The organism is Ruegeria sp. BK1, from assembly GCF_056535645.1.
Window position 1 is genome coordinate 375,367 of record NZ_JBQFIS010000001.1, and the last position, 26,507, is coordinate 401,873.

At 58.7% G+C, this 26,507-nt stretch carries 25 protein-coding genes; 15 read left to right on the forward strand and 10 right to left on the reverse strand.

Annotated features, from left to right (window positions below; translation table 11 throughout):
- The first annotated feature begins 28 nt into the window (after nucleotides 1-28).
- Both betA and ACR3E7_RS01845 read left to right on the forward strand, forming a co-directional pair.
- Nucleotides 29-1,687: a choline dehydrogenase gene (gene betA / locus ACR3E7_RS01840; protein WP_480503214.1), complete on the forward strand. Its 1,659-nt coding sequence runs from the start codon at nucleotides 29-31 to the stop codon at nucleotides 1,685-1,687.
- 78 nt (nucleotides 1,688-1,765) lie between these two features.
- Nucleotides 1,766-2,005, forward strand: coding sequence for an HP1242/YdcH family protein (locus ACR3E7_RS01845; protein WP_170769146.1), 240 nt, complete (start codon nucleotides 1,766-1,768; stop codon nucleotides 2,003-2,005).
- 70 nt (nucleotides 2,006-2,075) lie between these two features.
- Here ACR3E7_RS01845 and ACR3E7_RS01850 read toward each other — a convergent pair whose 3' ends face one another.
- Together ACR3E7_RS01850 and ACR3E7_RS01855 are read right to left on the reverse strand one after the other, a co-directional pair.
- A complete protein-coding gene (locus ACR3E7_RS01850) occupies nucleotides 2,076-3,476 on the reverse strand; it encodes a helix-turn-helix domain-containing protein (protein WP_480503213.1) in 1,401 nt (466 codons plus the stop codon).
- A 65-nt stretch (nucleotides 3,477-3,541) separates the two neighbouring features.
- Complete coding sequence (locus ACR3E7_RS01855; protein ID WP_480503212.1) at nucleotides 3,542-4,747, reverse strand: multidrug effflux MFS transporter; 1,206 nt, start codon at nucleotides 4,745-4,747, stop codon at nucleotides 3,542-3,544.
- Nucleotides 4,748-4,930: 183 nt separating this feature from the next.
- On the opposite strand from ACR3E7_RS01855, the gene ACR3E7_RS01860 reads away from it, so the two are divergent.
- The 3 genes from ACR3E7_RS01860 to ACR3E7_RS01870 all read left to right on the forward strand — a co-directional run bounded on the left by ACR3E7_RS01860 (nucleotide 4,931) and on the right by ACR3E7_RS01870 (nucleotide 7,551).
- Entirely contained in the window at nucleotides 4,931-6,463 is a 1,533-nt protein-coding gene (locus ACR3E7_RS01860; protein WP_480503211.1) for an acyl-CoA carboxylase subunit beta, read from the forward strand.
- A gap of 238 nt (nucleotides 6,464-6,701) precedes the next feature.
- The gene (locus ACR3E7_RS01865; RefSeq protein ID WP_174819314.1) at nucleotides 6,702-7,061 is read left to right on the forward strand and encodes a DUF6497 family protein; all 360 of its coding nucleotides are present in this window, start codon (nucleotides 6,702-6,704) and stop codon (nucleotides 7,059-7,061) included.
- 136 nt (nucleotides 7,062-7,197) lie between these two features.
- Nucleotides 7,198-7,551, forward strand: a complete 354-nt coding sequence (locus ACR3E7_RS01870) for a hypothetical protein (RefSeq protein WP_170769150.1) — start codon at nucleotides 7,198-7,200, stop codon at nucleotides 7,549-7,551.
- An 89-nt stretch (nucleotides 7,552-7,640) separates the two neighbouring features.
- Here the strand turns inward: ACR3E7_RS01870 and ACR3E7_RS01875 are convergent, their stop codons facing one another.
- Nucleotides 7,641-8,798 carry a DcaP family trimeric outer membrane transporter gene (locus tag ACR3E7_RS01875; RefSeq protein WP_170769151.1) on the reverse strand — a complete coding sequence of 386 codons (1,158 nt, stop codon included), beginning with the start codon at nucleotides 8,796-8,798 and terminating at the stop codon, nucleotides 7,641-7,643.
- A gap of 650 nt (nucleotides 8,799-9,448) precedes the next feature.
- Between ACR3E7_RS01875 and ACR3E7_RS01880 the strand changes: the two genes are divergently transcribed.
- On the forward strand, nucleotides 9,449-9,652 hold the full coding sequence (locus ACR3E7_RS01880; RefSeq protein ID WP_170769152.1) for a hypothetical protein: 204 nt from the start codon (nucleotides 9,449-9,451) through the stop codon (nucleotides 9,650-9,652).
- Nucleotides 9,653-9,766: 114 nt separating this feature from the next.
- Nucleotides 9,767-11,812 (forward strand): acetyl-CoA carboxylase biotin carboxylase subunit, encoded by a 2,046-nt coding sequence (locus tag ACR3E7_RS01885; RefSeq protein WP_480503210.1) that lies wholly within the window; start codon nucleotides 9,767-9,769, stop codon nucleotides 11,810-11,812.
- A 76-nt stretch (nucleotides 11,813-11,888) separates the two neighbouring features.
- Here the strand turns inward: ACR3E7_RS01885 and ACR3E7_RS01890 are convergent, their stop codons facing one another.
- Complete coding sequence (locus ACR3E7_RS01890) at nucleotides 11,889-12,335, reverse strand: DUF4174 domain-containing protein (protein WP_170769154.1); 447 nt, start codon at nucleotides 12,333-12,335, stop codon at nucleotides 11,889-11,891.
- Nucleotides 12,336-12,503: 168 nt separating this feature from the next.
- Here ACR3E7_RS01890 and scpA point away from each other — a divergent pair, with 168 nt between their 5' ends.
- From scpA to ACR3E7_RS01920, 6 genes are all read left to right on the forward strand, one after another.
- Complete coding sequence (scpA, locus tag ACR3E7_RS01895) at nucleotides 12,504-14,630, forward strand: methylmalonyl-CoA mutase (RefSeq protein WP_170788276.1); 2,127 nt, start codon at nucleotides 12,504-12,506, stop codon at nucleotides 14,628-14,630.
- Between the two features lie 70 nt (nucleotides 14,631-14,700).
- Nucleotides 14,701-15,303 (forward strand): VOC family protein, encoded by a 603-nt coding sequence (locus tag ACR3E7_RS01900; RefSeq protein ID WP_480503208.1) that lies wholly within the window; start codon nucleotides 14,701-14,703, stop codon nucleotides 15,301-15,303.
- Nucleotides 15,300-15,788: an N-acetyltransferase family protein gene (locus ACR3E7_RS01905; RefSeq protein WP_480503207.1), complete on the forward strand. Its 489-nt coding sequence runs from the start codon at nucleotides 15,300-15,302 to the stop codon at nucleotides 15,786-15,788. The genes ACR3E7_RS01900 and ACR3E7_RS01905 overlap by 4 nt, the downstream gene beginning before the upstream one ends.
- Nucleotides 15,789-15,833: 45 nt before the next feature.
- Nucleotides 15,834-16,514, forward strand: a complete 681-nt coding sequence (locus tag ACR3E7_RS01910; protein WP_170769158.1) for a molecular chaperone DjiA — start codon at nucleotides 15,834-15,836, stop codon at nucleotides 16,512-16,514.
- 5 nt (nucleotides 16,515-16,519) lie between these two features.
- Nucleotides 16,520-17,509, forward strand: coding sequence for an endonuclease/exonuclease/phosphatase family protein (locus ACR3E7_RS01915; protein WP_480503206.1), 990 nt, complete (start codon nucleotides 16,520-16,522; stop codon nucleotides 17,507-17,509).
- 37 nt (nucleotides 17,510-17,546) lie between these two features.
- On the forward strand, nucleotides 17,547-17,918 hold the full coding sequence (locus ACR3E7_RS01920; protein ID WP_170788281.1) for a hypothetical protein: 372 nt from the start codon (nucleotides 17,547-17,549) through the stop codon (nucleotides 17,916-17,918).
- 3 nt (nucleotides 17,919-17,921) lie between these two features.
- On the opposite strand, the gene ACR3E7_RS01925 is transcribed toward ACR3E7_RS01920, so the two are convergent.
- The 5 genes from ACR3E7_RS01925 to ACR3E7_RS01945 form a co-directional block, all read right to left on the reverse strand.
- Nucleotides 17,922-19,466 carry a Ppx/GppA family phosphatase gene (locus tag ACR3E7_RS01925; protein WP_480503205.1) on the reverse strand — a complete coding sequence of 515 codons (1,545 nt, stop codon included), beginning with the start codon at nucleotides 19,464-19,466 and terminating at the stop codon, nucleotides 17,922-17,924.
- Between the two features lie 49 nt (nucleotides 19,467-19,515).
- Nucleotides 19,516-20,205: a P-loop NTPase family protein gene (locus ACR3E7_RS01930; protein WP_170784037.1), complete on the reverse strand. Its 690-nt coding sequence runs from the start codon at nucleotides 20,203-20,205 to the stop codon at nucleotides 19,516-19,518.
- Complete coding sequence (locus ACR3E7_RS01935; protein ID WP_480503204.1) at nucleotides 20,206-21,279, reverse strand: AI-2E family transporter; 1,074 nt, start codon at nucleotides 21,277-21,279, stop codon at nucleotides 20,206-20,208.
- Between the two features lie 90 nt (nucleotides 21,280-21,369).
- Complete coding sequence (locus ACR3E7_RS01940) at nucleotides 21,370-22,344, reverse strand: isopenicillin N synthase family dioxygenase (protein ID WP_480503203.1); 975 nt, start codon at nucleotides 22,342-22,344, stop codon at nucleotides 21,370-21,372.
- On the reverse strand, nucleotides 22,344-23,708 hold the full coding sequence (locus ACR3E7_RS01945; protein WP_480503201.1) for an FAD-dependent oxidoreductase: 1,365 nt from the start codon (nucleotides 23,706-23,708) through the stop codon (nucleotides 22,344-22,346). Before ACR3E7_RS01945 ends, ACR3E7_RS01940 begins: the two co-directional genes overlap by 1 nt.
- A gap of 167 nt (nucleotides 23,709-23,875) precedes the next feature.
- Between ACR3E7_RS01945 and proS the strand changes: the two genes are divergently transcribed.
- The gene (gene proS, locus ACR3E7_RS01950) at nucleotides 23,876-25,216 is read left to right on the forward strand and encodes a proline--tRNA ligase (RefSeq protein WP_480503200.1); all 1,341 of its coding nucleotides are present in this window, start codon (nucleotides 23,876-23,878) and stop codon (nucleotides 25,214-25,216) included.
- Nucleotides 25,200-26,090: a glycosyltransferase family 2 protein gene (locus ACR3E7_RS01955; protein ID WP_480503199.1), complete on the forward strand. Its 891-nt coding sequence runs from the start codon at nucleotides 25,200-25,202 to the stop codon at nucleotides 26,088-26,090. Before proS ends, ACR3E7_RS01955 begins: the two co-directional genes overlap by 17 nt.
- Here ACR3E7_RS01955 and ACR3E7_RS01960 read toward each other — a convergent pair.
- On the reverse strand, nucleotides 26,087-26,443 hold the full coding sequence (locus tag ACR3E7_RS01960; protein ID WP_170769168.1) for a hypothetical protein: 357 nt from the start codon (nucleotides 26,441-26,443) through the stop codon (nucleotides 26,087-26,089). The genes ACR3E7_RS01955 and ACR3E7_RS01960 overlap by 4 nt on opposite strands.
- Nucleotides 26,444-26,507 lie beyond the last annotated feature (64 nt).

Here is a 26,507-nt window from a genome sequence, read left to right on the forward strand (position 1 = left end):
TGCACCGGTGGGAAACGGAGACCCGAAAATGGAAGCAGATTTCGTCATCGTCGGCGCAGGTTCCGCAGGCTGCGCGATGGCATACCGGCTAAGCGAGGCGGGGGCCTCGGTTCTGGTGATCGAGCATGGCGGAACGGATGCTGGACCGTTCATCCAGATGCCGGCTGCACTGAGCTATCCGATGAATATGTCGCGCTACGACTGGGGCTATCATTCCGAGCCCGAGCCGCATCTGAACAACCGTCGTTTGGCCTGTCCACGCGGTAAGGTGATCGGAGGGTCTTCCTCGATCAACGGCATGGTCTATGTGCGCGGCCATGCGCGGGACTTTGATACCTGGGCCGAGATGGGGGCGGATGGGTGGTCCTATTCGGACGTGCTGCCCTATTACAAACGCATGGAGACCTGGCACGACGGTGGGCACGGGGGCGACACGGCGTGGCGCGGCACCGATGGTCCGCTGCATGTGTCGCGTGGGCCGCGCGAGAATCCGCTGTTCAAAGCGTTCGTCGATGCGGGCCAGCAGGCAGGGTACGAGGTCACGGGCGACTATAACGGCGAAAAACAGGAAGGCTTTGGCCCAATGGAGCAAACCGTCTGGAAGGGGCGGCGCTGGTCGGCGGCGAATGCGTATCTGAAGCCTGCGCTCAAGCGTGACAATTGCGATATTGTGCGGGGTCTGGCGTCGAAGGTCGTAATCGAGAATGGCCGTGCGACCGGAGTTGAACTTGTGCGCGGTGGCAAGACTGAGGTCATTCGCGCCCGGCGCGAGGTGGTGCTGGCGGCGTCGTCCATCAACTCGCCCAAACTGTTGATGTTGTCAGGGATTGGCCCGTCGGCGCATCTGGCCGAGCATGGGATTGAGGTGGTCGCCGATCGTCCGGGTGTGGGTGCGAACCTTCAGGACCATCTTGAGCTGTACATCCAGCAGGCATCGCTGCAGCCGATCACGCTGTATAAACACTGGAACCTGATCAGCAAGGGCTTGATCGGCGCGCAGTGGCTGTTTACCAAAACCGGGCTTGGCGCATCGAACCAGTTTGAAAGCGCGGCGTTCATTCGCTCGCAGCCGGGTGTCGAATATCCTGACATTCAGTACCACTTCCTACCGATTGCCGTACGCTATGACGGGCAGGCGGCGGCCGAGGGGCATGGGTTCCAGGCGCATGTTGGGCCGATGCGGTCGCCGTCGCGGGGTGCTGTGACATTGCGATCCAAAAGGGCCGAGGATGCCCCTGTGATCCAGTTCAACTACATGAGTCATGAGACGGATTGGGAAGACTTCCGCACCTGTATCCGCCTGACCCGCGAGATTTTCGGGCAGCAGGCGTTCAAACCTTATGCCGGCAAGGAAATTCAGCCCGGTGCTGACGTTCAAACAGATGATGAATTGAACGCTTTCATCGCCGAACATGCCGAAAGTGCCTATCACCCGTGTGGTACCTGCCGGATGGGGCGGGCGGAAGACAAACACGCTGTCGTGGACCCTGAAGGGCGCGTGATTGGTGTGGGCGGGTTGCGCGTCGCCGACAGCTCGATCTTTCCGCAGATTACCAATGGCAACCTCAATGCACCTTCGATCATGGTGGGCGAGAAGATGTCGGACCATCTGCTGGGGAAAGACGCCTTGCCCAAGGCCAATGATCGCCCGTGGATACATCCGCAATGGGCTACCGCGCAACGGTGATTTGATCCGCGTCAAAGCGGGTTTTGGAAGACATCTATAGACTTGACTCGCAACGATATATTTTAGGAGCGAACAGGAATGTCCCACACCCCGCATGAGCTGGCCGAAGAATTTCCGGACAAAGTTGAATTGATGAGCCAGCTCAAGCAATCAGACGCGCATTTTGCGCGGTTGGCGGATGAGTATCATGAAATCAACCGTGTCGTTCATCGCGCTGAAACCAATGTCGAGCCGATGGAAGATCTGGCTGAGGGCGAGCTGCGCAAGAAGCGTGCGGCGCTGAAGGACGAGATCTGGTCGATCTTATCCAAGGGTTGAACATCAGGGGCGGGGGCTCCGCCCCCGTCGCCTTCGGCGACTCCCCCGAGGTATTCTGAACAGAAGAAGGTCAGGTCACTTCGTAGGGGAGGGTGCCGCGTGTGTGCGCGTCAATCGTGAGGCGTCTTTCCAGAGGCGGGACTGAGCGTTGGTGGCAGTTTTGCCGCTCGCAGATTCGGCACGAGATGCCGATAGGCTCGTAAGCGCTGGCATTGTTGATATCGAGATTGTCGGCGTAGACCAACGCTTCAGCGTGACGGATTTCGCAACCCAGAGCGATGGCATAACGACGTACGGGGGCCCCGAATGAGCCGCCGGATTTCGAGACATCCCGCGCCAGCGAGATATATTGAATCCCGTCTGGTGTCTCCGCCAATTGGCGCAGGAAATGGCCCGGTGTTTCGAACGCGCGGTGGACGTTCCACAGGGGGCAGGCGCCTCCGAAACGGGCAAATTGCAGCCGCGTTGCAGAATGGCGCTTGGTGATGGTGCCCGCTTGATCGACGCGGACAAAGAAGAAAGGGATACCTTTGGCGCCGGGCCGCTGCATGGTAGACAATCGGTGCGCTACCTGTTCAATCGACGCCCCAAACCGGTTGCTGAGCAGCTCGAGATCGTGACGACAGTCCTGCGCCGCCTCCAAAAATGTGCCATAGGGCATTAGCGACGCACCCGCGAAATAGTTCGCCAGACCGATTTTCGCGATCGCGCGGGCCTCTTCCGTCTGGAACTTGGCAAAGTCCAATGTGGCCTCGAGCAGCTTGTTTTGCTGAATCAGCGCTACTTGCAGCAAGAGTTGGAAAACCTGCGTTTGCGGCGCAATGCGGGAGGACAGCAGAAGCGTTTTGCTGTCAGCGTCATATTTGCGCGTTTCTTCGATATCGGAAAACTGAACGCGTATGTCACGCTCAGCCAAGCTGTTGATCGCGGCGGCACGCACGCCGCCAGTGTCTTGTGCGCGGGTTGCGAATCGCTCGGCCGCGCGGTCGACGGCGTCGATATAGTTGTCGCAATAATGGAAGAAATCCCGAACCTCCTCCCAGGGGCTGGCTTGAATCTGCGCGTCTTCGCGCCCCAGCGCTTCGTCCAGTGAGGCCAGCCGTTCATGGGTTTGGCGGTAGGTTTGATGCAGTGCGATGAAGGCGCGGGCCAATGCCGGTGCGTTTGAGGCCGCCAGCCGCAGATCGGCAAGAGGTGGCGTGGCATCATCAAAGACGGGGTCGGCCAGGGCCTCGCGCATATCCGACACCAACCGTTCGCTGTCACCAGTGCTAAGCTCGGTCACGTCCATGCCGAATTCCTGCGCCAAGGCCAGAACCACGGTGGTGGAAATCGGACGGTTGTTGTTCTCCATCTGGTTCAAATAGGGCAGGGAAACCCCAAGTTTGGCAGCGAATTCTTTTTGCGTCAGGGTCAGGCGCGTGCGCATTTCGCGCAGTTTCGCACCGGCATAGAGTTTCTGGGTCGCCATAGCGGGCCTTTGCAACTTTTCTGTTGCGGCAAGCTAACTTTGCAAAAATAACTGTGCAAGTACCGCTATAGACTCAGCCGTCTTTCTCGCCGAATAACAGAGACTATCGCGCCTACGGCAAGCAGAGCGGTTATCAGCATCAGCCAAAGCAACGGCATCGCTCCTGTTTCATGGGTTAGCAGGAACCCGGCCAGTGCACTCAGACCAGCTCCGCCTGCCAGCATGATGGCACCACTTAGACCCGCCGCCGTTGCCGCCAGATGCGGGCGCACCGACAGGGCACCGGATGTGGCATTGGGAATTGTCATGCCATTTCCGATTCCCACAATCGTCATCAAGCCGAAAAAGCTGAGCGGTGTCCCAAGTCCAATCAGGAACAACAGTGCGGAAATCAGCACGCCGCACGCGTTCAGAATGCAGCCGCGCAGGACCATCCGGTTCACACCGAATTTGACGGAAAACCGCCCGCTGATGAAGTTCCCGGCAAAATAGCCCAGAGCGGGTGCACCGAAATAAACGCCGACCTCGGCTGCGGACATGCCGAAGATCTCGGTTCCGATGAAAGGCGCGCCGCCGAGATAGGCAAAAAACGCGCCGGATGACAGGGCGGACGACATCGAATAACCCCAGAAGCGGGGTGAGGTGAGGAGTTCGGGGTATTCGCGGAACTGTTGCAGCAGCGTCTTGCCGCTTTTGGCCGAGGTTTCACCGAAATCCTTGAAACACAGGATCAGTGTCAGAGTGCCCAATACGAAAGGCAGCCAGAAATTTGCCTTCCAGCCGAAGGATTCCTCCAACAGCCCTCCGATTGCCGGGGCGATCATCGGAACGACGGCCATGCCCATGGTCACATAGCCGATCATCGACGCCGCCTGATCCTGATCATACAGGTCTCTCACAGCTGCCCGGCTGAGAACCATACCTACGACAATAATCGCCTGCGACATGCGAAAAGCCAGAAAGACCTCGGCAGTAGGCGCGTAGATGCAGCCAAGTGTTACGATCAGGAACAGGGCCATGCCCCACAGCAAAACGGGTCTGCGACCGGCCTTGTCCGCAATCGGGCCGATGAGAATCTGCAAGATCGCACTGACCATCAGGTACAGAGCGATGGACAACTGCATAACCCTGTAGTCGGTTTGGAAATGCACGGCCATGTTGGGCAGGCTGGGCAAATAAAGATTCAGGCTGAGCGCCGACAGGCCCGATAAGAGTACCAGCGTGGCGATAGACGGAGGCGAACGCCGTGCGGGAGGTGGTCCGAACTGCATGGTTCAATGGTATAATCTGGGATTTCGGGAATGCCACCTACCATTTGACATGAGTATGTAACTTTTCAATTTTGCATTATTCTTTAGCTGTGTAGTCAAAACTTTGCAAATTTGCCGAAAGTTGCTTTGGAATGGCGCGTTGTCCGTATAGTGTCCCGCCAAATTACATAGGGGATTATCGTCATGAAAGACATCCTGACCGAGCTTGAAGACCGCCGCAACAATGCCCGCTTGGGGGGTGGTCAAAAGCGGATCGACGCGCAGCATGGGCGCGGCAAGCTGACTGCGCGCGAGCGCATAGAGCTGCTGCTCGACGAAGACAGCTTTGAAGAGTTCGACATGTTTGTCAGTCATCGCTGCACCGATTTCGGGATGGAAAGCCAAAAGCCTGCGGGCGATGGGGTGGTCACCGGTTGGGGCACGATCAATGGTCGTATGGTCTATGTGTTCAGCCAGGATTTTACCGTGTTTGGCGGGTCTTTGTCTGAAACCCATGCGCAGAAGATCTGCAAGATCATGGATATGGCGACTCAAAACGGTGCACCGGTGATCGGGATCAACGACTCGGGTGGGGCGCGTATTCAGGAAGGTGTCGCCTCGTTGGCGGGTTATGCCGAGGTGTTCCAGCGCAATGTTATGGCTTCGGGTGTGGTGCCGCAGATCAGTGTCATCATGGGTCCGTGCGCGGGTGGCGCAGTGTACAGCCCGGCGATGACCGACTTCATCTTTATGGTCAAAGACACGTCCTACATGTTCGTAACTGGCCCTGACGTGGTGAAGACTGTCACCAATGAGGTCGTTACCGCCGAAGAACTGGGCGGCGCATCGACCCACACCAAGAAATCCTCGGTCGCTGATGGAGCATTTGAAAACGACGTTGAGGCGCTGGCCGAAGTGCGCCGTCTGGTCGATTTCCTGCCGCTCAACAACCAGGAGAAACCTCCGGTCCGCCCGTTCTTTGATGAACCCGACCGGATCGAGACCTCGCTGGATACCTTGATCCCGGACAATCCGAACACGCCTTACGACATGAAGGAACTGATCACCAAGGTGGCGGATGAGGGCGACTTCTACGAAATTCAGGAAGACTACGCCAAAAACATCATCACCGGTTTCATTCGCCTCGAAGGGCAGACCGTAGGTGTAGTCGCCAACCAGCCGATGGTTCTGGCCGGGTGTCTGGACATCGACAGCTCGCGCAAGGCGGCGCGGTTCGTGCGGTTCTGCGATTGCTTTGAAATTCCGATCCTGACACTGGTCGATGTTCCGGGCTTCTTGCCGGGTACCAGCCAGGAATATGGTGGCGTGATTAAGCACGGTGCAAAGCTGTTGTTTGCCTATGGCGAGGCCACCGTTCCAAAAGTCACGGTGATTACCCGCAAAGCCTATGGCGGGGCCTATGACGTTATGGCATCCAAACACCTGCGCGGCGACTTCAACTATGCTTGGCCCACAGCCGAGATCGCGGTGATGGGTGCCAAGGGCGCGACCGAGATCATTCACCGCGCCGATCTGGGTGATGCCGAGAAAATCGCGCAACACACGCAGGATTACGAAGATCGTTTCGCCAATCCCTTTGTCGCAGCCGAGCGGGGCTTCATCGACGAGGTGATCATGCCGCAATCGACGCGACGTCGTGTTTCGCGCGCCTTTGCAAGCCTGCGGAACAAGAAGCTTAAGAACCCGTGGAAAAAGCACGACAATATCCCTCTGTAACAGAGGGCTGGTTTCGGTATGCGCGATGAATCGCAGAAATTCACGCGCTGCCGGCCAATGTCACATAACTTTTACAATGGGCCAAGTTTGACTCTGAGTGCAAAGCTGATACATGGATACCCTTATCAGAAATAGAAAAGCGCGGGCCAAAAGCCATGCGCGCGCAATCCCGGAGAGAGGAGCTCACCTTTGGTGGGTCCGGGATTGCGCCTTAACTCTGTTTTTCCTGAATATTACTTTGCCTGCGGTTGCTGAAACGCCCCCTCAGCTGCCCGTGCCGTCCGGTCAACCCGTTCATCTGACTCAAGTTCTGTTGGATGAAAATCCGGGCGAACTGTGGCTGCGCTTTCGCTTTGTGGCGCCCAAGATCGGATCAGATGTTGGTCGTATTGGGTATGACGTCGCCTCGGTGGACATGCAACATCTGTGCCAAACGCTGGCTGTCGCCTATGTCGCCGAATACGATTTGAATCCTGCGCGCGTGGTGATTTCGCTGTCGGACCGGCCGACCGAGTTTGGGCAGACCGAGCCCGATGCCACGCAGTTTTTCGAAGCCTACCGGTTGGAGCAATCGCAGTGTATCTGGGAGGGGCTCTGACCATGAATGCTGATTTTAAGACGGACAGAGCGTTTCTGACCAGCCATGCAGCTTTGGAGGCGTGCGATATGACCTCGTCCATCAACGGATGTGATTTTCTTTTCCCGGAAGGCACTAATGCCAGCGGGGTGGCGATATGCTGAAGCATCGCGGATTTCCGGGGCGCCTTGCCGGAACAGATTTTCAATTCACCATTCGCCGCGCCAACCCCAAGGGGGTAACGCCCCTGACCCGGCGCGAGCGCTTTCGGGATCGTAAACCAGCCGACCGGCGCGCCGATGCGGGTTTTATGGAGGCGCTATGGCAGCACTTCGGGGATCAACCATTTGAGCGTGGCAATCTGGATGCCGGCCGCCTGAGCTGGTTGTTCGAACGCGAGGTCGTTCCGGCCGAGGACCCGTTTGATCCTGCCAGCTATGATGCGCTTTTGGTGATTGATCTGGATGTGGCCAAGATGTCCTTTCCCGACATCTTTGACGGACTGCGCTAAGCGTGCTTGCTGAGGTCGCATATCCTTCACGGGTGTTTCCCAATGGGAAAACCCTGCCCCGCAGTGGGGGGCAGGGTCGTGATATGCGATCAGAAGTTCAACTGCGCCGCAACCTGAACGCGGCTACCGTCAAAGTCCTCACCCGAGATTACGTCGTTCCGCTCGCCGTAGATGTATTCAGCGCTCAGAGTCAGAGTCTCGGTTGCCTGATAGAATGCATTGACGTGGATCGTCTCCAGTTCGGTGAAGGCCAGATCGCCAGTCGAGGTGGCAAGGTCATAGTCTTCGTAACCGTAGGCGATACCAACGTTCCACTTGTCGTTGACTTGCTGACGCAGTTCAACGGTGAAACCGTCGACATCGTTGGCTTCACCGCCAACGACCGGATCACCCAAGCCGATCAGCCACGGACCCAGCGCCTGACCAGTCACGTAGTTGACCTGGAACAGACCGCCTTCCCACAAACGAGCAGAACCAGACAGGGTCACGCCCCACTGGTCGACTTCGTTGAGGCCGCCGCCGTCTTGCGCGCGACCGTAAAGGCCGGCAATGCGTCCGATGTATTTGCCGTCATTGTATTCAGCCGACGCGGTGAAGACCGGATCATCAGAATTCGATCCGCCGACGTTTTCTTCGATTGCGAAAGCGATATCGGTGTTTTCGACCGAGGTGACAGTATAACGGATCTGCGGAACACGGGCAAAGGCGATACCGACGGGACCGTTAAATTCGACCGAGGTCGGATAGGTGTCCAGCGGCTGGAAGTTGGTCCAGAACTGGCCAATCAACCATGCGTCACCAATGCGGATGTTGGCGTGACGCAGGCGCAGTTCAGCAGCACCGCCGCCTGCAAACAGGTCAAGTTCCAACTGCCCGCCAATGTCTCCAATGGCGCTGGGCGTGCTGGTCAGCAGTCCAATCCGCGACTGGCGAACAGTCGCACCAAAAGTGCCGCTGGTTGCCGTCGAAGGTTCACCGATGACGTTCACGAAAGCGGTGTCGCCTTGATCAAAGTCGAAGTCATAAAAGAAGTCGGCTTTGACATAGCCGTAGACGTCCAGCGTCGTATTCCCGATCCTGAATTCACCGGGGGTCGCGTTCGGTCCCTGAGATTCCAAGGCTTCGATCCGAAGGCGCAGTTCCTCCAGTTCGGCCTGCGTATTCGCATCCTGGGCATAAGCAAGCGTGCCAGTCACACTGAGCGCAGTGGCAGCGAGCAGAGATGCCGTTTTTCTCTTTGTAATCATTTGGATGTTTCCTTGTGTGCGAGTGTGCACGCGCAACCTTCCACGGCTGCGAAATTCTTGGAAATCACGAGATCGGGACTGCAGAGCGTAAATTTCTCAAGAAAAAGTGCTCCGAAAAACGCTCGATTTCACACGCGTGTGAAGCCTGTATTTAAAACGTCGAATACAAGGGGTTTTGACGTTCACATTGCGGTGGCGAAAAGTGATGCTGCACTTGCAAAGTATCTCATTTCGATAGTAAATCGTAACGAATTTGTGACGCTTTTGGGCCCAGTTCCTCATGAAGGCGTGAGAATCGGTATAGGCGCTTATTTGCGCGGCGTTTTCGGGAATGGGCAGATTCCAGCCGGAAACCGTGTGCCTCGTGGATCGCAGTTTTCACGTGCAACTTCACCGTGCATGTTGAGCGGGCCGTGCGGCTCTACTTTGCCTGCGTCGCACATGCACCTACTATTCCGTACCCCTTCCTACCGCGGGCAGGCTTGTGAGTTACACAAAACCCTGCCCGCGTTTTTCTTTGTCCATGAATCGGTTCTAGGACGGCAAAAAGCTGCGCATATTCTGCAATTTCCCCTGGTGTTATTGAATATCACTCCGCAAATCCGACATCAGCGTTCGAATGCAGTAATAATTCTGAAGGGGCAGACATCATGCAATTCTCGAAACTGGCACTGGCGCTGGCCGTCTGCGGGGGCCTGTCGGCCTGCGGCGACAACTTTGGCGAACAGGCGCTGTTCGGCGGCGGCGCGGGGGCGCTGGGTGCCGCCGTTCTCAACGCGGACCCCATCGTGGGCGCAGCCGTCGGGGCCGCTGGCAACGTATTGTATTGCAAAACGCAAAACAACTGTAGGTAAAGAAATCAACGGGGCGCGTGTCGCCTCGACCGTCATCGCGCGAAACGCCGTCGTGGGGTCTATGCCCCGCGGCGGCGTTTTGCGTTTCTCAAACATCAAGACAAAGGACGTTCCATGTTCAACAAGATCCTGATCGCCAACCGGGGCGAGATCGCATGTCGGGTCATCAAGACCGCGCGCAAAATGGGAATTGGCACCGTCGCCATCTACTCGGACGCGGACCGCAACGCGCTTCATGTGTCGATGGCGGATGAGGCCGTACATATCGGCCCGCCCCCCGCGAACCAGTCCTATATCGTGATTGACAAGGTGATGGACGCGATCCGTCAAAGCGGTGCTCAGGCGGTGCACCCCGGTTACGGCTTCCTGTCTGAAAACGCCAAGTTCGCCGAGGCGCTTGAGGCCGAGGGCGTAGCCTTTGTTGGCCCTCCGGTGGGTGCGATCGAAAGCATGGGCGACAAGATCACCTCGAAGAAGATTGCGCAGGACGCAGGCGTGTCGACGGTGCCGGGTTATATGGGCCTGATCGAGGACGCCGATGAGGCCGTGAAGATTTCCAACGACATAGGTTATCCAGTAATGATCAAGGCCAGCGCTGGGGGCGGCGGCAAAGGCATGCGCATCGCGTGGAATGATGAAGAAGCGCGTGAGGGTTTTCAATCGTCCAAGAACGAGGCCGCGAATTCCTTTGGCGATGACCGGATTTTCATTGAAAAATTCGTGACCCAGCCGCGGCATATCGAGATTCAGGTTCTGTGCGACAGCCACGGCAACGGTATCTACTTGGGCGAACGTGAATGCTCGATCCAACGCCGGAACCAGAAGGTTGTGGAAGAAGCTCCGTCGCCGTTCCTTGACCCGGAAACGCGTAAGGCGATGGGTGAACAAGCTGTCGCGCTGGCCAAGGCCGTGAACTATGCCAGCGCCGGAACCGTCGAGTTCATCGTGGATGGGGAAAAGAACTTCTACTTCCTGGAGATGAACACCCGCCTTCAGGTGGAACACCCTGTGACCGAGTTGATCACCGGCGTCGATCTGGTCGAACAGATGATCCGCGTGGCGGCAGGTGAAAAGCTGTCGATTACCCAAGATGACGTGACCCTGACCGGCTGGGCGATTGAAAACCGCCTTTATGCCGAGGACCCATATCGTGGGTTCCTGCCGTCGATTGGCCGTCTGACCCGCTATCGCCCACCACAGGAAACTGCGGCTGGTCCGATGTTGGTGAACGGTAAGTGGCAAGGCGACGCGCCTGAAGGACCCGCCGCTGTCCGCAACGATACCGGCGTCTATGAAGGTGGCGAGATCAGCATGTATTACGACCCGATGATCGCCAAACTGTGCACCTGGGCCCCGACTCGTGATCAAGCGATCGAGGCGATGCGTGTGGCGCTCGACAGTTTCGAGGTCGAGGGCATTGGTCACAACCTGCCATTCCTGTCAGCGGTGATGGATCATCCCAAATTCATCAGTGGCGACATGACCACCGCTTTCATCGCCGAAGAATATCCCGACGGTTTTGAAGGCGTCACCCTGCCAGAAAAAGACCTGCGCCGTATCGCAGCGTCTTGCGCGGCCATGTACCGTGTCGCTGAAATTCGTCGCACCCGCGTCTCGGGCCGTATGGACAACCACGAGCGCAAGGTCGGCGCGCATTGGAATGTTGCGCTGCAGGGTCAGGAGTTCGACGTCAGGATCGAAGCGGATAAAGAGGGCGCGACGGTTGCCTTCTCGGACGGCACGAGCCTGCGGATTGCCTCGGATTGGACACCGGGCGACCAACTGGCTGTTTTGGATGTCGACGGAGAGTCGCTGGTCATGAAGGTCGGCAAAATTTCGGGTGGGTTCCGTATCCGCAACCGGGGTGCAGACCTGAAGGTGCATATCCGCCGTCCGCGTCAGGCGGAACTGGCCAAGTTGATGCCCGAGAAACTGCCGCCAGATACTTCGAAAATGCTGCTCTGCCCGATGCCCGGCCTGATCGTGAAGATCGACGTCGAAGTGGGGCAAGAAGTACAGGAAGGTCAGGCGCTGTGCACCGTCGAGGCGATGAAGATGGAAAACATTCTGCGCGCCGAGAAAAAAGGCGTGGTCGCCAAGATCAACGCGGGCCCTGGTGACAGCCTTGCCGTGGACGATGTGATCATCGAGTTCGAATGATCATGAGCGTGCTATTGTCATATCCCTATGACGTCACGGCGTTCTGCGCCGGGAACTTGGGGCGTGGCGAAGGCGCTCAACCGCCCTCGCGCCGTTCGCGAATCTCGCGTTCGCGCAGGGGGGTTTTGTCGATGGATCGGCCAATCTCACGCACGCTCCAAGGGGACGGTTTGCGCAGTTTTACCACGCCGTCCTTGTCGACAAACACCATCTGGAACCCGCGCGGGCGCAATTGCGAGCGGATCGGGGAGCGGTCAGACGGGTCCGTGTCGGTGATGACAATCACATCGCGATCACGCATCGCGGCTTCGCCTTCGACCAGCATGTCGATCTGTTGCTGGAATCGCGGATCGGCGGGGGTATCGGCAAAGACGATGATGGGCCGGTTGACCCACAGAAACTCGGACAGTTCGCTGTCGCCTGCGGGTCGAACAAACTCATCTTCCGCAGGTGCGGACCCATCGGCCGCCATCGCAGCCAGCGGGATTAGTGCCGAGAAAACAAGGGCAAGCGTGCGTGTCATGGGGCCTCCTGTTCCATTGAATATAGCTGCTGCTTTGACGAATGCGACCGGCGATTTGCCCGGATCGCTCAAAATTTCGCGCTTTGACCGGGTTGGCGGGGCAGGGTGCAGCACAACACCGCGGTGGCCTCAGCCCGCCGTGATCCGAATTGACGAGAGGAAATCGACATGACCAACACCAAGGACTGGCAGGCGCTGGCGGAAAAAGAGCTGCGCGGACGGCCGTTGGATGATCTGACCAAAGAGACGCTGGAAGGCATCGACGTCAAACCGCTTTACACGGCTGAAGATACCGCAGATCTGCCGCATATGGGCAATTTGCCGGGGTTCGGCCCGTTCACGCGCGGGGTGAAGGCCACGATGTATGCGGGGCGCCCCTGGACGATCCGCCAATATGCCGGGTTTTCAACGGCTGAGGAATCGAACGCCTTTTACCGCCGCAATCTGGCCGCCGGGCAGCAGGGCGTGTCTGTGGCCTTCGATCTGGCCACGCACCGCGGCTATGACAGCGACCACCCGCGTGTTGTCGGCGATGTGGGTAAGGCTGGTGTAGCAATCGACTCTGTCGAGGACATGAAAATCCTGTTCGATGGCATCCCGTTGGACAAGGTCTCGGTCTCGATGACCATGAACGGCGCTGTGGTTCCGATTCTGGCCAGTTTCATCGTGGCAGGCGAAGAGCAGGGGCATGACAAATCCGTCCTGTCCGGCACCATTCAGAATGACATTCTGAAAGAGTTCATGGTGCGCAACACCTATATCTACCCGCCTGAGCCGTCGATGAAGATCATCTCGGATATCATCGACTACACCTCGAACGAGATGCCCAAGTTCAACTCGATTTCGATCTCGGGCTACCACATGCAGGAGGCCGGTGCGAACTTGGTGCAAGAGCTGGCCTATACGCTGGCCGATGGGCGCGAGTATGTGCGTGCGGCGACGCAAGCCGGGATGGATGTCGACAAGTTCGCAGGCCGTTTGTCGTTCTTCTTTGCGATTGGTATGAACTTCTTCATGGAAATCGCAAAACTGCGCGCTGCCCGCACCCTGTGGCACCGCGTGATGACCGATTTCGGGGCGAAATCAGAGCGGTCCAAGATGTTGCGCACTCACTGTCAGACCTCTGGCGTTTCGCTGCAGGAACAGGACCCATACAACAACGTGATCCGCACGGCGTATGAGGCGATGAGCGCGGTTCTGGGTGGAACGCAAAGCTTGCACACCAACGCGCTGGACGAGGCAATCGCGTTGCCCACTGATTTCTCAGCCCGCATCGCGCGCAACACACAGTTAGTGCTGCAGGAAGAGACCGGTGTAACCGATGTGGTCGATCCTCTGGCGGGCTCATATTATATCGAAAGCCTGACCAATGAGCTGGTCGAAAAAGCCTGGGCCCTGATGGAAGAGGTCGAAGAGATGGGCGGCATGACCAAGGCTGTTGCCTCGGGCATGCCCAAGCTGCGGATCGAGGAAAGCGCCGCGCGCCGTCAGGCGATGATCGACCGGGGCGAAGAGGTCATCGTCGGCGTCAACAAGTACCGCAAGGAGCAGGAAGACCCGATCGACATTCTGGACGTTGACAACGTCGCTGTGCGCGAAGCGCAGGTGGCGCGTTTGGAAAATATCCGGGCCACGCGCGATGAGGCCGCGTGCCAACAGGCGCTGGACGCCCTGACCAAAGCTGCCCAAGAGGGCGGAAACCTGCTGGCCGCCGCCGTTGAGGCCGCCCGCGCCCGTGCATCCGTAGGAGAGATCAGTATGGCTATGGAGAAAGAATTCGGTCGCCACCGCGCCGAGGTGAAAACGCTGGCCGGTGTCTATGGCGCGGCCTATGAAGGTGATGAAGGCTTCGCCGCCATTCAAAAATCCATCGAAGATTTTGCCGAGGCCGAAGGCCGCCGTCCGCGTTTGCTGGTGGTCAAGATGGGGCAGGACGGGCACGACCGGGGAGCCAAAGTGATCGCAACCGCTTTTGCCGACATCGGGTTTGACGTGGATGTGGGTCCTCTGTTCCAGACGCCGGCCGAAGCTGCGCAGGACGCGGTGGACAATGACGTTCATGTGGTCGGTATCTCGTCGCAGGCGGCAGGGCATAAGACGCTTGCACCGCAACTGGTCGAGGAACTGAAGAAAGCCGGGGCTGAGGACATCATCGTTATTTGTGGCGGCGTGATCCCGCAGCAGGACTATCAATTCCTCTATGACAACGGTGTTAAGGCGATCTTTGGCCCGGGCACGAATATCCCCGAGGCGGCGCAAGACATCTTGAGTCTGATCGGCGATACCCGTGCATAGTCTGAGATTCTTCGTCGAAAAATCTTATGCTAGAAAGTCTTCGACGAAGACTTTCTAGCAGGGGGCACCAATGCAACTGGATCATCTGGCCGTGGCGGGCGAGAATTTGGAAGAGGCCACGGCCCATATTGAACAGGCGCTTGGCGTCGCCTTGCAGGAAGGTGGCAAACACGAGGCGTTCGGAACGCATAACCGGCTACTAGGCTTGGCCGACGGGCTGTATCTGGAAGCAATCGCTATCGATCCCGATGCTCCCAACCTTGAACGTACACGTTGGTTCGATCTGGACCGGTTTCAGGGAACTCCGCGCCTGTCCAACTGGATTTGCCGCGTCCCCAATATCGCAGCGGCGCTGGATATGTTCCCCGATGGTGTCGGGCAACCCATTGATCTGGCCCGAGGCGCCCTGCGGTGGCAGATGGCGGTTCCGCCCAGCGGGCGTTTGCCGTTCGACAATCTGTTTCCTGCGCTTATCCAGTGGCAGGGAGACCTGCACCCAGCCCGGATGTTGCAACATAGCGGTTGTCAGCTAAGGCGGCTGGTGGTCACGCATCCCGAAGGGTTGGAACTGGCAAAGCTGGTGGGCCAAATGGATCACGTGGTGTTCGATACCGGCCCCGGCGCGCTGAGGGCCGAGTTTGAGACGCCGCATGGCCTGCGCGTGCTGGAATGATCATTCGCCCGGCGCAGGTTTTGGACGCACCGGCCATCGCTGACATCACCAATGCGATCATCCGAGACACTTTGATCACCTTCACAACAGATCAAAGGAACGTCGAGAGCATCACAGATGATATCTCCGCGCGTGGCCCTGCTTTCCTGGTGGCCGAGCAACACGACAAGGTGCTGGGTTTTGCCACTTACGCTCCGTTTCGGTCCGGTCCCGGATACGCGCAGTGCCGCGAGCATTCCATTCAACTGACCTCTGCCGCGCGCGGGCAGGGTGTCGGGCGCGCGCTGATGAATGCCTTGGAAAAGGTGGCAACGGCAGAACAGGTGCATGTTCTGGTCGCGGGGATTTCCTCGGCCAATCCTGATGCGATTGCATTCCATACGGCGATGGGGTTCGCCGAGACCGGTCGGATGCCCGAGGTGGGTTTCAAATGGGGAAAACGACTGGATCTTGTGCTGATGCAGAAAATTCTGACACCGCAGTGAATGGTCGCACCTGACACGGGCGAATTCAGAGGGTAGGGTGCCCTCATGTCAATCTGGACCCGCATATCCGACGCGCTCAGCGCGCTTGCCCAAGGCGAAAGCTTGACGGCTGTTTTCGAAAAGCTGCGCACGCCGCCAGAGCGTTCGGTCGCGTTTACGATCGCTGTTATCGCGCTCGGGGCCAAGATGGCCAAGGCTGATGGTCAGGTAACGCGGGATGAGGTCACGGCCTTTCGCGACGTCTTTCAAATCGCACGCGAGGACGAAGCCGACGCGGCCCGCGTTTTCGACATGGCCCGGACCGATGTTGCCGGCTATCAGGAATACGCCCGCAAGATCGCCGGGATGTTCGCCGATGACAGCACCACCTTCTGCGACCTGATGGAGGGACTGTTTCACATCGCCATGGCCGACGGGTTCTATCACCCCAACGAAAACGAGTTCCTGGAGGAGGTCAGCCGGATTTTCGGCCAGACCGAAGCTCAGTTTCTGGCCCTGCGCGCGCGGTTTGTGCCGGATGCGCCGAATGACCCTTACACGGTGCTGGGGGTGCCTCGGGATATGCCTTTGCCAGATATCCGCAAGATTTGGCGTCAATTGGTGCGCGAAACACATCCCGATGCAATGATGGCGCGCGGTGTCCCGGAAGAGGCGATCCGGTTGGCGGAGAAAAAGATGATCGACATCAACCGCGCCTGGGATGAGATCAACGGCGCGCGAGCCTGACCGCGATGCGGCTGGCGACCTACAATATCGAATGGTTCGCCAATCTGTTTGACCGCAAGGACAGGCTGATTGTTGATGACAGTTGGTCTGGCAGGCAAAATATTACCAAAGCTCAACAGGTCGAAGCCATCGCTAAGGTCCTGACTGCGGTCGACGCGGATGCGATGTTGATTGTCGAGGCGCCAAATACCGGCAAAACTCAGAACAGCGTGCGCGCCCTGCAAGGGTTTGCAGAGGCGTTTAATCTACGCACCAGCCATGCGGTGATGGGATTTGCCAACGATACGCATCAGGAACTGGCGCTGCTCTATGATCCTGCGGTGCTGACGGTTCGTCATGACCCAAAAGGGACCGGGTCAAATGATGCTCCTCGTTTTGATGGGGCGTTCCGAATTGATCTCGACATTGACGCCACCGAAGACCTTGTCGAGTTCTCAAAACCGCCGATGGAGCTTGCGGTGACGACGTCCGATGGAGCCAGTTTTCGCCTTATTGGCGCGCATCTCAAGTCCAAAGCCCCCCACGGAGCAAGTAGCCGGGACGAAGCGATCCGCATATCGATTGCCAACCGGCGCAAACAGCTGGCGCAGGCAGTGTGGCTGTCGCGGCGCGTTCGGGCGCATCTTGAGGCGAATGAGCCGGTCATTCTGTTGGGCGATCTCAACGACGGGCCGGGACTGGACGAATTCGAAAACCTATTCGGGCGATCCTCGGTCGAGATTCTGGTGCAAACGGGATTGTTCGATCCCCATGCGGTTTCGAGCCACACAGACACGCCACCGTCAACGGCCCGTTTCGCGCGTCCGGCCGATGGCGGCTATCTTGAGGCCCTGCTGGACTACATCATGATCTGCGATGGTTTGCGGGCGCTCAACCCGCGCTGGCGGATTTGGCATCCGTTCCATGACCCGGCATGTTTGGCCGCAAAGGAGTTACACGACGCGCTTCTTACGGCCTCTGACCACTTTCCGGTCACGTTGGATATCGACCTGTGACCTTACATGCGCGGTATTTTCGCCTTATATTCTCACCATGAGACATTTCATCACGATCTGCGCAATTTCCACGGCGCTCAGCACGCCTGTTCTTGCCGAGGACGAGCCCGGCCCATCACTGATGGAGCAGGGCGCTGAATTGTTCTTTGAGGGATTGCGGAAGGAAATGGAACCGGCGTTGGATGAATTGCTAGGGCTGGCCGACCAGTTTGGACCGGCAATGCAGTCCTTTATGGCCGAAATGGGTCCGGCTTTGGCCGATCTGGCTGCCGAGATTGAGGATTGGAGCGCCTATGAGGTGCCTGAAATCCTGCCCAATGGGGACATCATCATCCGCAAAAAACCGGAACCCCCGGAAGTTGCGCCGCAGACGCCACCCGAGGCACCCGAAGGTGAGATTGATATCTGAGGTTCAGCCTTTAAGCACGATCCGGGTTTCGGATTTCAACGCAGTTGCCAGAGAATTCAGCCGCGCCTCGGCCACTTCGCTGAACAAGGCGGCAGCAGTTTCGGGCAGGAACAGCTCAAGCTGGCGTTTCTTGGGGTAAAAGCGCAGCTTGCCCATGGTAGCGTCATTCTGCATCCACAACATTGCACCAAAGCGCATGGCTTTGCCCAGAATCTCGGCCTGTTTCTGGCCGTTTTCGTCCAGCAACTCGTATAGCGGCGCAAAGCGGGTGTCCTCGCGCTTGTTGCGATAGCGGTGCTGCAAAGCCAGCCCGATAAATACCCGTTCCGAGTGTTTCAGCCCGCCCAGATTGGCGCGGGTGACATAGTCGAAGCAGGTCTCCGCCCGGTAGTCGGGATGGGCGCGCCAGCTAACGTCATGCAGCAGACAGGCCGCCTTGATTAGCCGCACCCGCGCTGGCGGGGCAGATTTGAACAGGGGCATCACGAAGTCGAACAGGTGCTTGCCGAAACCGGGCAGGCGCGCATCCTTGGCCTCGGAAAACCGGCTGGCTTCGATCAGCGGATCACGGTCGCGCAGAATTTGAGGCATCTGTTCGTACAGTAGTCCCTCGCGGATACCGTAGCTTGAGATCGCAATATCCTTTGGCTTGAAGGTGCGCAGCAACCGCGCGAGCACGTCCATCGCGTAAGGGATCAGCGCCATGCGCGAGCTTGAGACGCCGGCGCGGTTGCGCAGTTTTTCGGGGTCGCTTTTTTCGATGAACTTGATCGTTTCATGTACCTGCTTGGTGGTCATGCGGTATTCATGCAAAACGTTCAGGGGATAGCCCCGACGCAACATGTCCAGACGTGCAAAGGCCCGCCAACTGCCGCCGACCAGAAACAAACGATCCCGCTGCGGACCAAGCCGGTCGCGCAGGTCCTCCATCGTTTCCTTGATATGCGCCTTGCGTGCCCGGCGACCACCTTTGATATCGCGCAGTTTCAGCGGACCAAGGGCTGATGTCAGGCGGCGGCCTACGTCTCCCTCCCCGATTTCGGCCAGTTCCATCGAGGACCCGCCGATGTCGCAGATCAACCCATAGGCACCGGGCCAGCCTAGCAGGACGCCTTGGGCAGACAGGCGCGCCTCTTCCCCGCCATCGATGACCGAGACGATCAGGCCGGTCTCGGCATGGACGTCCTTGCAGAAGGCTGGGCCATCCTTGGCTTCGCGCACGGCGGCGGTGGCGACTACGTGCAGGCCGGGCAGACCCAGATCATCTGCCAGTTGGGCAAAGCGGCGCAGGGCGGCCAGGGCGCGCTCTCGTCCGCGCGGATTGAGCCGCCCGGTCTCGGACAGACCTGCGCCCAGCTCACACATGACTTTTTCGTTGTAGAAATAGGCGGGCGAGCGCGCCGCGCCGTCAAAGATCACCATCCGGACCGAGTTCGACCCGACATCAACAACGCCGACGCGCGACAGAGCGCGGGCCTCGGGGTTGTCGAACAGCGGCTTTCCGAAAGGCCCCCAGTCGGGGATGTCGGTCTCGACGGTCTGATCCATGTCTCTTCCAGATATTCCGTGCTTAGAATGCGAAATCGTTCGTTGCGGGTCAATCGCCGGATGCGACTTCGGCGGGGTCCGAATTGAGAACCCGCACAGCCAACGCGCGGGTAATGTCGCGTTTCTCGGTCAGGGCCAGCATATCAAGCTGGGCGACCACGTCGGCAGCTGTTTCAAACCGACGGTCCATATGTTTGACGAGGTACGAGATCACCTCGGGGCCGGGGTTCAACTGCCGGTCCACGAATAGTTTGGCCAGTACCGCGCCCAGTAAGGCATCATCGGGCGGGTCCAGCGAAACGTGATGCGCGCCTTCGATCCTGCTTTGCAGATCGGGCAGGGGCAGTTCCCAGAATTTCGGAGCCAGACGCCCGGTCATAAGCAGGGCATTACCCTCGGCCAAAGTCAGGTTGTGCAGGTGAAACAGCGTTTTTTGTCGTTCGGCATCGTCGGCGATCATCGGCACATCTTCGATGGCAATCGGAGTTTGGGCCAGTGCGGGAACATCTTCGTGGCGCAGATCGGTGGCATGCAGAATACGCCCGCCGGTTTCCGCCGCCCAAACATGGGCCAGATGCGTCTTGCCTGAACCGGCGGGGCCGCTCAGGACCAGCTTGTTACCCGGCCAGGACGTTGCCGAGATCATGGCGACCGCCAGCGCGTTTGCGGGCGAGACGAAAAAATCCTCGCGCCCCAGCGCAGTTTTGGCTGGAAGATCGAAGTTCAGTTGGCGAGCCATTCAGTCGTCTTTCTGGTTCAAGCCTTCCAGGCCGGTATACAGTCGGCTGTCCAGATAGACCGAGGTGCAGAACCGTGCAAGAACCCCCAGCGCCGCTGCGACCGGAACTGCCACCAGCATTCCGACAAAGCCAAACAGCGCTCCAAACACTGACAGGGCCAACAACAGCCAGACCGGATGCAGCCCGACCGAGCTGCCGACCAGCTTTGGAGTCAGGAAATTGCCCTCGGTCACCTGACCGACCGCAAAAATACCCGCGACAAGCGCGATATGCGCCCAATCGCCCCAGAACTGGAACAGCGCCAGACCGATGGCCAGCGATCCTCCGATCAGGGCGCCCAGATAGGGGATGAACGTAACCAGCCCGGCGATGAACCCAACGATTAGTCCGAACTGCAGACCGACAGCCATCAGCGCGACCGCGTAGTAGGTGCCCAATATCAGGCAGACCGTGCCCATGCCGCGCACAAATGAGGCCAGAACATCGTCGATTTCACCCGCCAGCCGTTTGATGGTCGGGGCGTGGTCACGGGGCAGCAGCTCTCCGATCCGGGCGATCATGCGATCCCAGTCCAGCAGAAGGTAGACGGCCACAACGGGCACGATCACCAGCAGGACAACGACGTTGATCGCCGACCCGAGCGAGGCGGCGACGGATTGAAGAACATCCCCGGTTTTGGATTGCAACGTTTCACCCAGCGACACCAGGAACTGATGCGAACTGGATTGGGTATCAAGGAGGGAAGGGAATTTTTGTTCGACAAAGCCGCGCAGCTGTTTGACGAGGCTTGGCATGAACTCGATCAGATCAATCAGCTGCGTCACTAGCGCAGGAACCACCATCAGGATCAGCAGGACAAAACCCAAAATGCCAACCACGGTGATAAGCCCGGTGGCGGCCATCCGGGACAGGCCAAAGTTTTCAAGACGGTCGGCGACCGGATCAAGGAAATAGGCAATGGCCCCGCCGATCACAAATGGAAGCAAGTCATCGCCAAGGGCCCATAACATCAGCACAAATACGGCTGCGGCGATGCCCCAATACCTAAGCTGATCCTTCACCGGCAAAGCCATGGCTGTCCCCTTTTTGCGGCGCTTGCCATCGTTCTTGGCGTATGCAGCACGGTGATGCAAGTGCTTCATGCAAGGGATATTTTCAGCCTGTCAGTCTTGCAACGTTCCCAGTTCCGGCGTCGCCTCATCCGCAATTTCATCGGGCCAGTTGGTTCGCCATATTTCGGCCGACCAGTGACCGCAGTGAACAGCCGGGCGGTCAAAACCGGGTTGCGGCTCCAACAAGGGCGAGACAACAACGTTATGGCGTGGCACCGCGAAATAGGGAAACGAGTACCGTTCTTGTCCAGATCGGTTCACGACCCGGTGTGGCGTGGATTTCAAGCGCCCACCGGACCATAGTTCCAGCATGTCACCGATATTCACGACAAACCCGCCCGGCGGGCAGTCCGGCGTGATCCAGCCACCTTCGCGGTTCTGAACCTCTAGCCCTCCAACTGGGTCTGGGGCGATGATGGTCAGCGCGTCGGTGTCCTTGTGCGGGTGGATGCCATAGCCGCCTTCATCCGGAGCCTGCGGCGGGTAATGCAGCAGAGTCATGTTGGTCATTGGATCGACAAAGGTATCGCGAAGAGCGCACGCAGGCAGGGACAGGCCGACCTCTAGCGCGCCCAGCAGATGATCGGCCACCGCATCCAGTTTCGACCAATAGCCAAGTATCGTGTCGCGCGCGCTATCCACGCCCTTTGGCCAGAGGTTAGGGCCATAAAGTGCGCAGTCCTGCCGGATCGGTGCATCGGGGGCCACGTCATAGTGTAGCTTGTAGCCTTCGTATTTGTCGGCATTGCCTGATCCGTCATTGGGGGTGAAGAATCCCATGGGGATGTATCCACGATAATTCTCGCGCGTGATGGCCTGATCCCATTTGGTGCTTTCCTCGACCGCAAAGATATCGCGCACGCAGGCGCGCACGGCGTCTACCGTATCGGGGGAAATGCCGGTGCCGGTGATCGACAGAAAGCCGATCCCAGTGCAGGCGTCCATGATTTGCTGAACGGTTCGGGCATAGTCCGGGTGCGCAGGGTCACGCAGAGGCGAAATGTCGATGGTCGGGATATGCTGCATCAGTGAATCCGCACGCCCTGACGGTCGAGTTCTTTGTGGACGGGGGCGAGGTTCATCGTGTCGACCTCCTGATTGCTTTTTAACGATAGCGCAGCGGCGATGCCCGCGCCCTGTCCCATCACAGCACAGCACGCCATGTTGCGCGTGGCCGCATGGGCCACCTTGTCTGCGCCATGGGAACGACCCGCGACCAGCAAGCCCTTGATCCCTTTGGGCAACATCGAACGATAGGGCACCTGCATGTAACGCCCGGTAGTCGGCAGGATCAGGATGCCATAGCCGTCGATGAACTCGGGGTAGATGCCGATCGTATCCTCGAACCGGCCCTGATGTCGGGCGTCATCCTCGGTCATGTTGTAAATCGCGTCGATCTTGCGGGTGTCGCGGATGCCAATGGTCATGCCGAAATTCCGCAGCCGCGCGTTTTCGCACCCGGGCATGAAGCGCCGCAGTGCCTCGATGGCCAGCATCGATTGACGACGGCCCTCGATCTCGCCCTGTGTTAGGCTGTCGGGATCTGTTCCGTCGATTTCGGCCAGATGGATGAGGTTCATATAAGTCAGCTCACCAGTGTCATGCATCGCGCCCCACGTGCCAGCGATGGTGTTCAGGTGCGGCGGGATCATCCCTGCATCTATCGCCTGTTGGAAGGGTTTGTGAACGAAGGGCGAGAACATGTCGTCCTCTTTGCCTGAGGTCTCGATGTTCCATTCACCGCCGCCGCCCCAGTCCTTGTAGGTCTGCGGATCGGCCTTGACGCCTTCCATAAAGGCGCGCTTGTCGACACCGGCCAGATGGAACATGACCGAGGCCGCCATCATATCCTCGCGCGCGGTTTTGTGGGTGGGCGCACCGGCGCGGTGGGCGACATCGGCGTCGCCGGTGGCGTCGATCACTACGCGGGCCAGAATCGCCTCGCGACCCGCTTTGGATTCGGTGATGATGCCGGTGATCCGGTTGCCGTCCATGATCGGGGCCACGAACTGACGGTGCAGCATGGGATGCACGCCGACCTCTTCGACCAGCTTGTCGGCCACCAGCTTGAACCCTTCGCTGTCCAACTCATAGCTGAGCGATTGGCTTTCGGGCACCGCCGCGCCCATCTCTTTGGCGCGGGTCTCGAACTCCATCCCGATGCCGCCTGCCTCGACCGTTTGTTCATGGCGATACCAGGCGAACCCTTCGACCCCCACGGCGGTGATGTTGCCACCCATACAGCCGAAGCGATCGACCAGTGACACCTCGGCCCCGGCGCGTGCGGCGGCCAAAGCGGCGGCCAGCCCGGCGGGGCCAGAGCCCACGACCAGAACATCTGTCTGGTGAACAACAGGAATTTGACGGGCGGGTTCCGAGATTGTCTGCATCGAAGCCTCATGGTTTTACATTCCTGTTACACTTGAGGTTCCTGACTGGCGGGTCAATAAAAAATGCGACGGGCCGGGGGTCGCAAAAACGCCATTGCGTGATTGCCCCCGGCGAGGCTTTGGCATAATCACCTTGCAGCGAAATTTTCACCTTTGAAGGTCCTCCCATGCGCCTGAGCCGTTACTTTCTGCCCGTTCTCAAGGAAAACCCGTCTGAGGCCCAGATCGTCAGCCACCGGCTGATGCTGCGCGCGGGCATGATCAAACAGGCATCCGCCGGGATTTACTCGTGGCTGCCGATGGGCTTCAAAGTGCTGCGCAAGCTGGAAAACATCATCCATGAAGAGCAGGCGCGCGCGGGCCACATTGCGATCCAGATGCCGATCATCCAATCGGCGGACCTGTGGCGCGAATCCGGGCGCTATGATGACTACGGTCAGGAAATGCTGCGGATGAAGGACCGGCATGACCGGGATATGCTGTTCACGCCCACGGCTGAGGAACTGGTAACCGATATCTTCCGCGGCCACGTCAACAGCTACAAAGACCTGCCGCTGACCCTGTACCAGATCCAGTGGAAGTTCCGCGACGAAATCCGCCCGCGTTTCGGCGTTATGCGGGGGCGTGAGTTCTACATGAAGGACGGATACAATTTCGACCTGACCAAAGAGGAGGCGCTGCACGCTTATAACCGCCATCTGGTCAGCTACCTGCGCACCTATGAGCGTATGGGCCTGCAAGCCATCCCGATGCGCGCCGATTCCGGCCCCATCGGTGGCGATGACACGCATGAATTCCTTGTGCTGGCCGATACGGGTGAATCCGAGGTCTTCTATGACAGCGCCGTCACCGACCTGAGCTTTGGCGACCGTCAGATCGACTATGACGACCGCGCGCAATGTCAGGCGATCCTCGAGGAGTTTACTTCGAGATATGCCCGCACCGATGAAACTCATGACGAGGCGCTGTTCAATCAAGTGCCCGAGGATCGTCGCCGCGTGGCGCGCGGGATCGAAGTGGGGCAGATCTTCTATTTCGGTACCAAATATTCCGAGGCGATGGGCGCAACTGTCCAAGGCCCCGATGGCAAGCCGACGCCCGTGCATATGGGCAGCCACGGCATCGGCGTCAGCCGCCTGATCGGCGCCATCATAGAAGCCAGCCATGACGATAAGGGCATTATCTGGCCCGAAGGCGTAACCCCGTTCCATTGCGGCATCGTGAACCTGAAGCAGGGCGATGAAGAGGCAGATGCGGCCTGTGACAAGCTCTACGGTGCGCTGACCGCGCTGGGGCTGGAGCCGCTCTATGATGACCGCAACGAACGGGCCGGGGGCAAGTTCGCCACCATGGACCTGATCGGTCTGCCATGGCGCATCACCGTTGGCCCGCGCGGGTTGAAAAACGGTGTGGTTGAACTGACCTGCCGCCGCTCGGGCGAGAGCGAGGAACTCAGCCCCGAGGCCGCCGTCACCAAGATCGCCGAGATCTATGAGCAAATCGGCTGACACCGACGCGCCGCTGATCTCGGTCATCACGGCGACGCATAACCTGCTGTCCCAAGGGCGGCAGGATAGCTTTCGCGAAGTGATCACCTGTATGGCTCGCCAGAAATGTGGGCGGGCCGAACATGTCATTCAGGACGGGGCCTCGACCGACGGCACAGTTGCCTTTCTGCAGGATGTCACTGCAGACGCGCAGCGAACCCGCATGATCAGCGAACCGGACCGCAACCTCTATGACGCGATGAACAAGGGGGCAGGGGCCGCGCGCGGCCAGTATTTGCTGTTCCTGAACTCGGATGACTCGCTCGCTTCGGATGACATCCTGAACACAGTCGCTGACCGTTTGACCGCGACCCGGCCCGACTTCCTGTACGGGTCTACCCTACGTCGGTTCGAGGATGGGACAGAAAGCCGCGAAAAGCGCATGTCGCTGACTGCGATCCTGCAACGGATGCCGTTCTGCCATAACTCAGTCCTGATCCGGCGCGACGTGTTTGCGGCGCTGGGCGGCCATGATCCGCAATTCCGCGTGGCGGCCGACTATGACCTGATGCTGCGCATGATCACGGCCGGGTATCGGGGCGAACGGATGGATGAGCCGATCTCGATGTTTTGGGGGCGTGGGGCCAGCAGTGACACGGGTGTGACGGCCCGAGATTATGCGCGGGTTTGGATGAAGTATTACGACGGGCGTAAAGCCGCGCGTGACTTGACTGAGGAAGATTTCTGCCGGTTCTACCATCGCGGCCACATGCCCGCGAAACTGGTCCTTGGGCGCTTGATCGAACCGGGAACATGCGCCGGTATCAAAGCGGCGGCGCGCCACAGCCTGTGGAAGACCACGCGGCGTTCAGTCCAGTTCTGGCGCAGCTTCTAAGCGCCGTTCACCGAAGGTCGGGCGGCTAGCAGGTCTCCGGTTTCACTGTCGCGGGCAACAACGATGGGGCGTCCCATCCGTTGCACCAGATCGCGAAACTCCAACCCCAGAAACCGCAGCCCGCAAATCCGTTTTGCCGTGGCGATCTCGGTGACACACAGCCGACCCTGTCGGAAGGCCAGTTGATACCCCTTGTCTTTCAGAATATCGGTGAGGCTGTTCCAACTTGCAGCACTTGCAAATAAAGGTCGGATCGCGGCCCTCAGCAATGCGGCCGTTTCACAATCCAGTTCTGTTGATGCCTGCCGGGCTGAAATGACGCCCGCTTCTTCTTTGTTTAGTCGAATACTCATGAGCGACCCCCGCTCCTACAAATGTATTCCCCCACAGTCAGGGTGACAAAGTTTCGCAAAATAA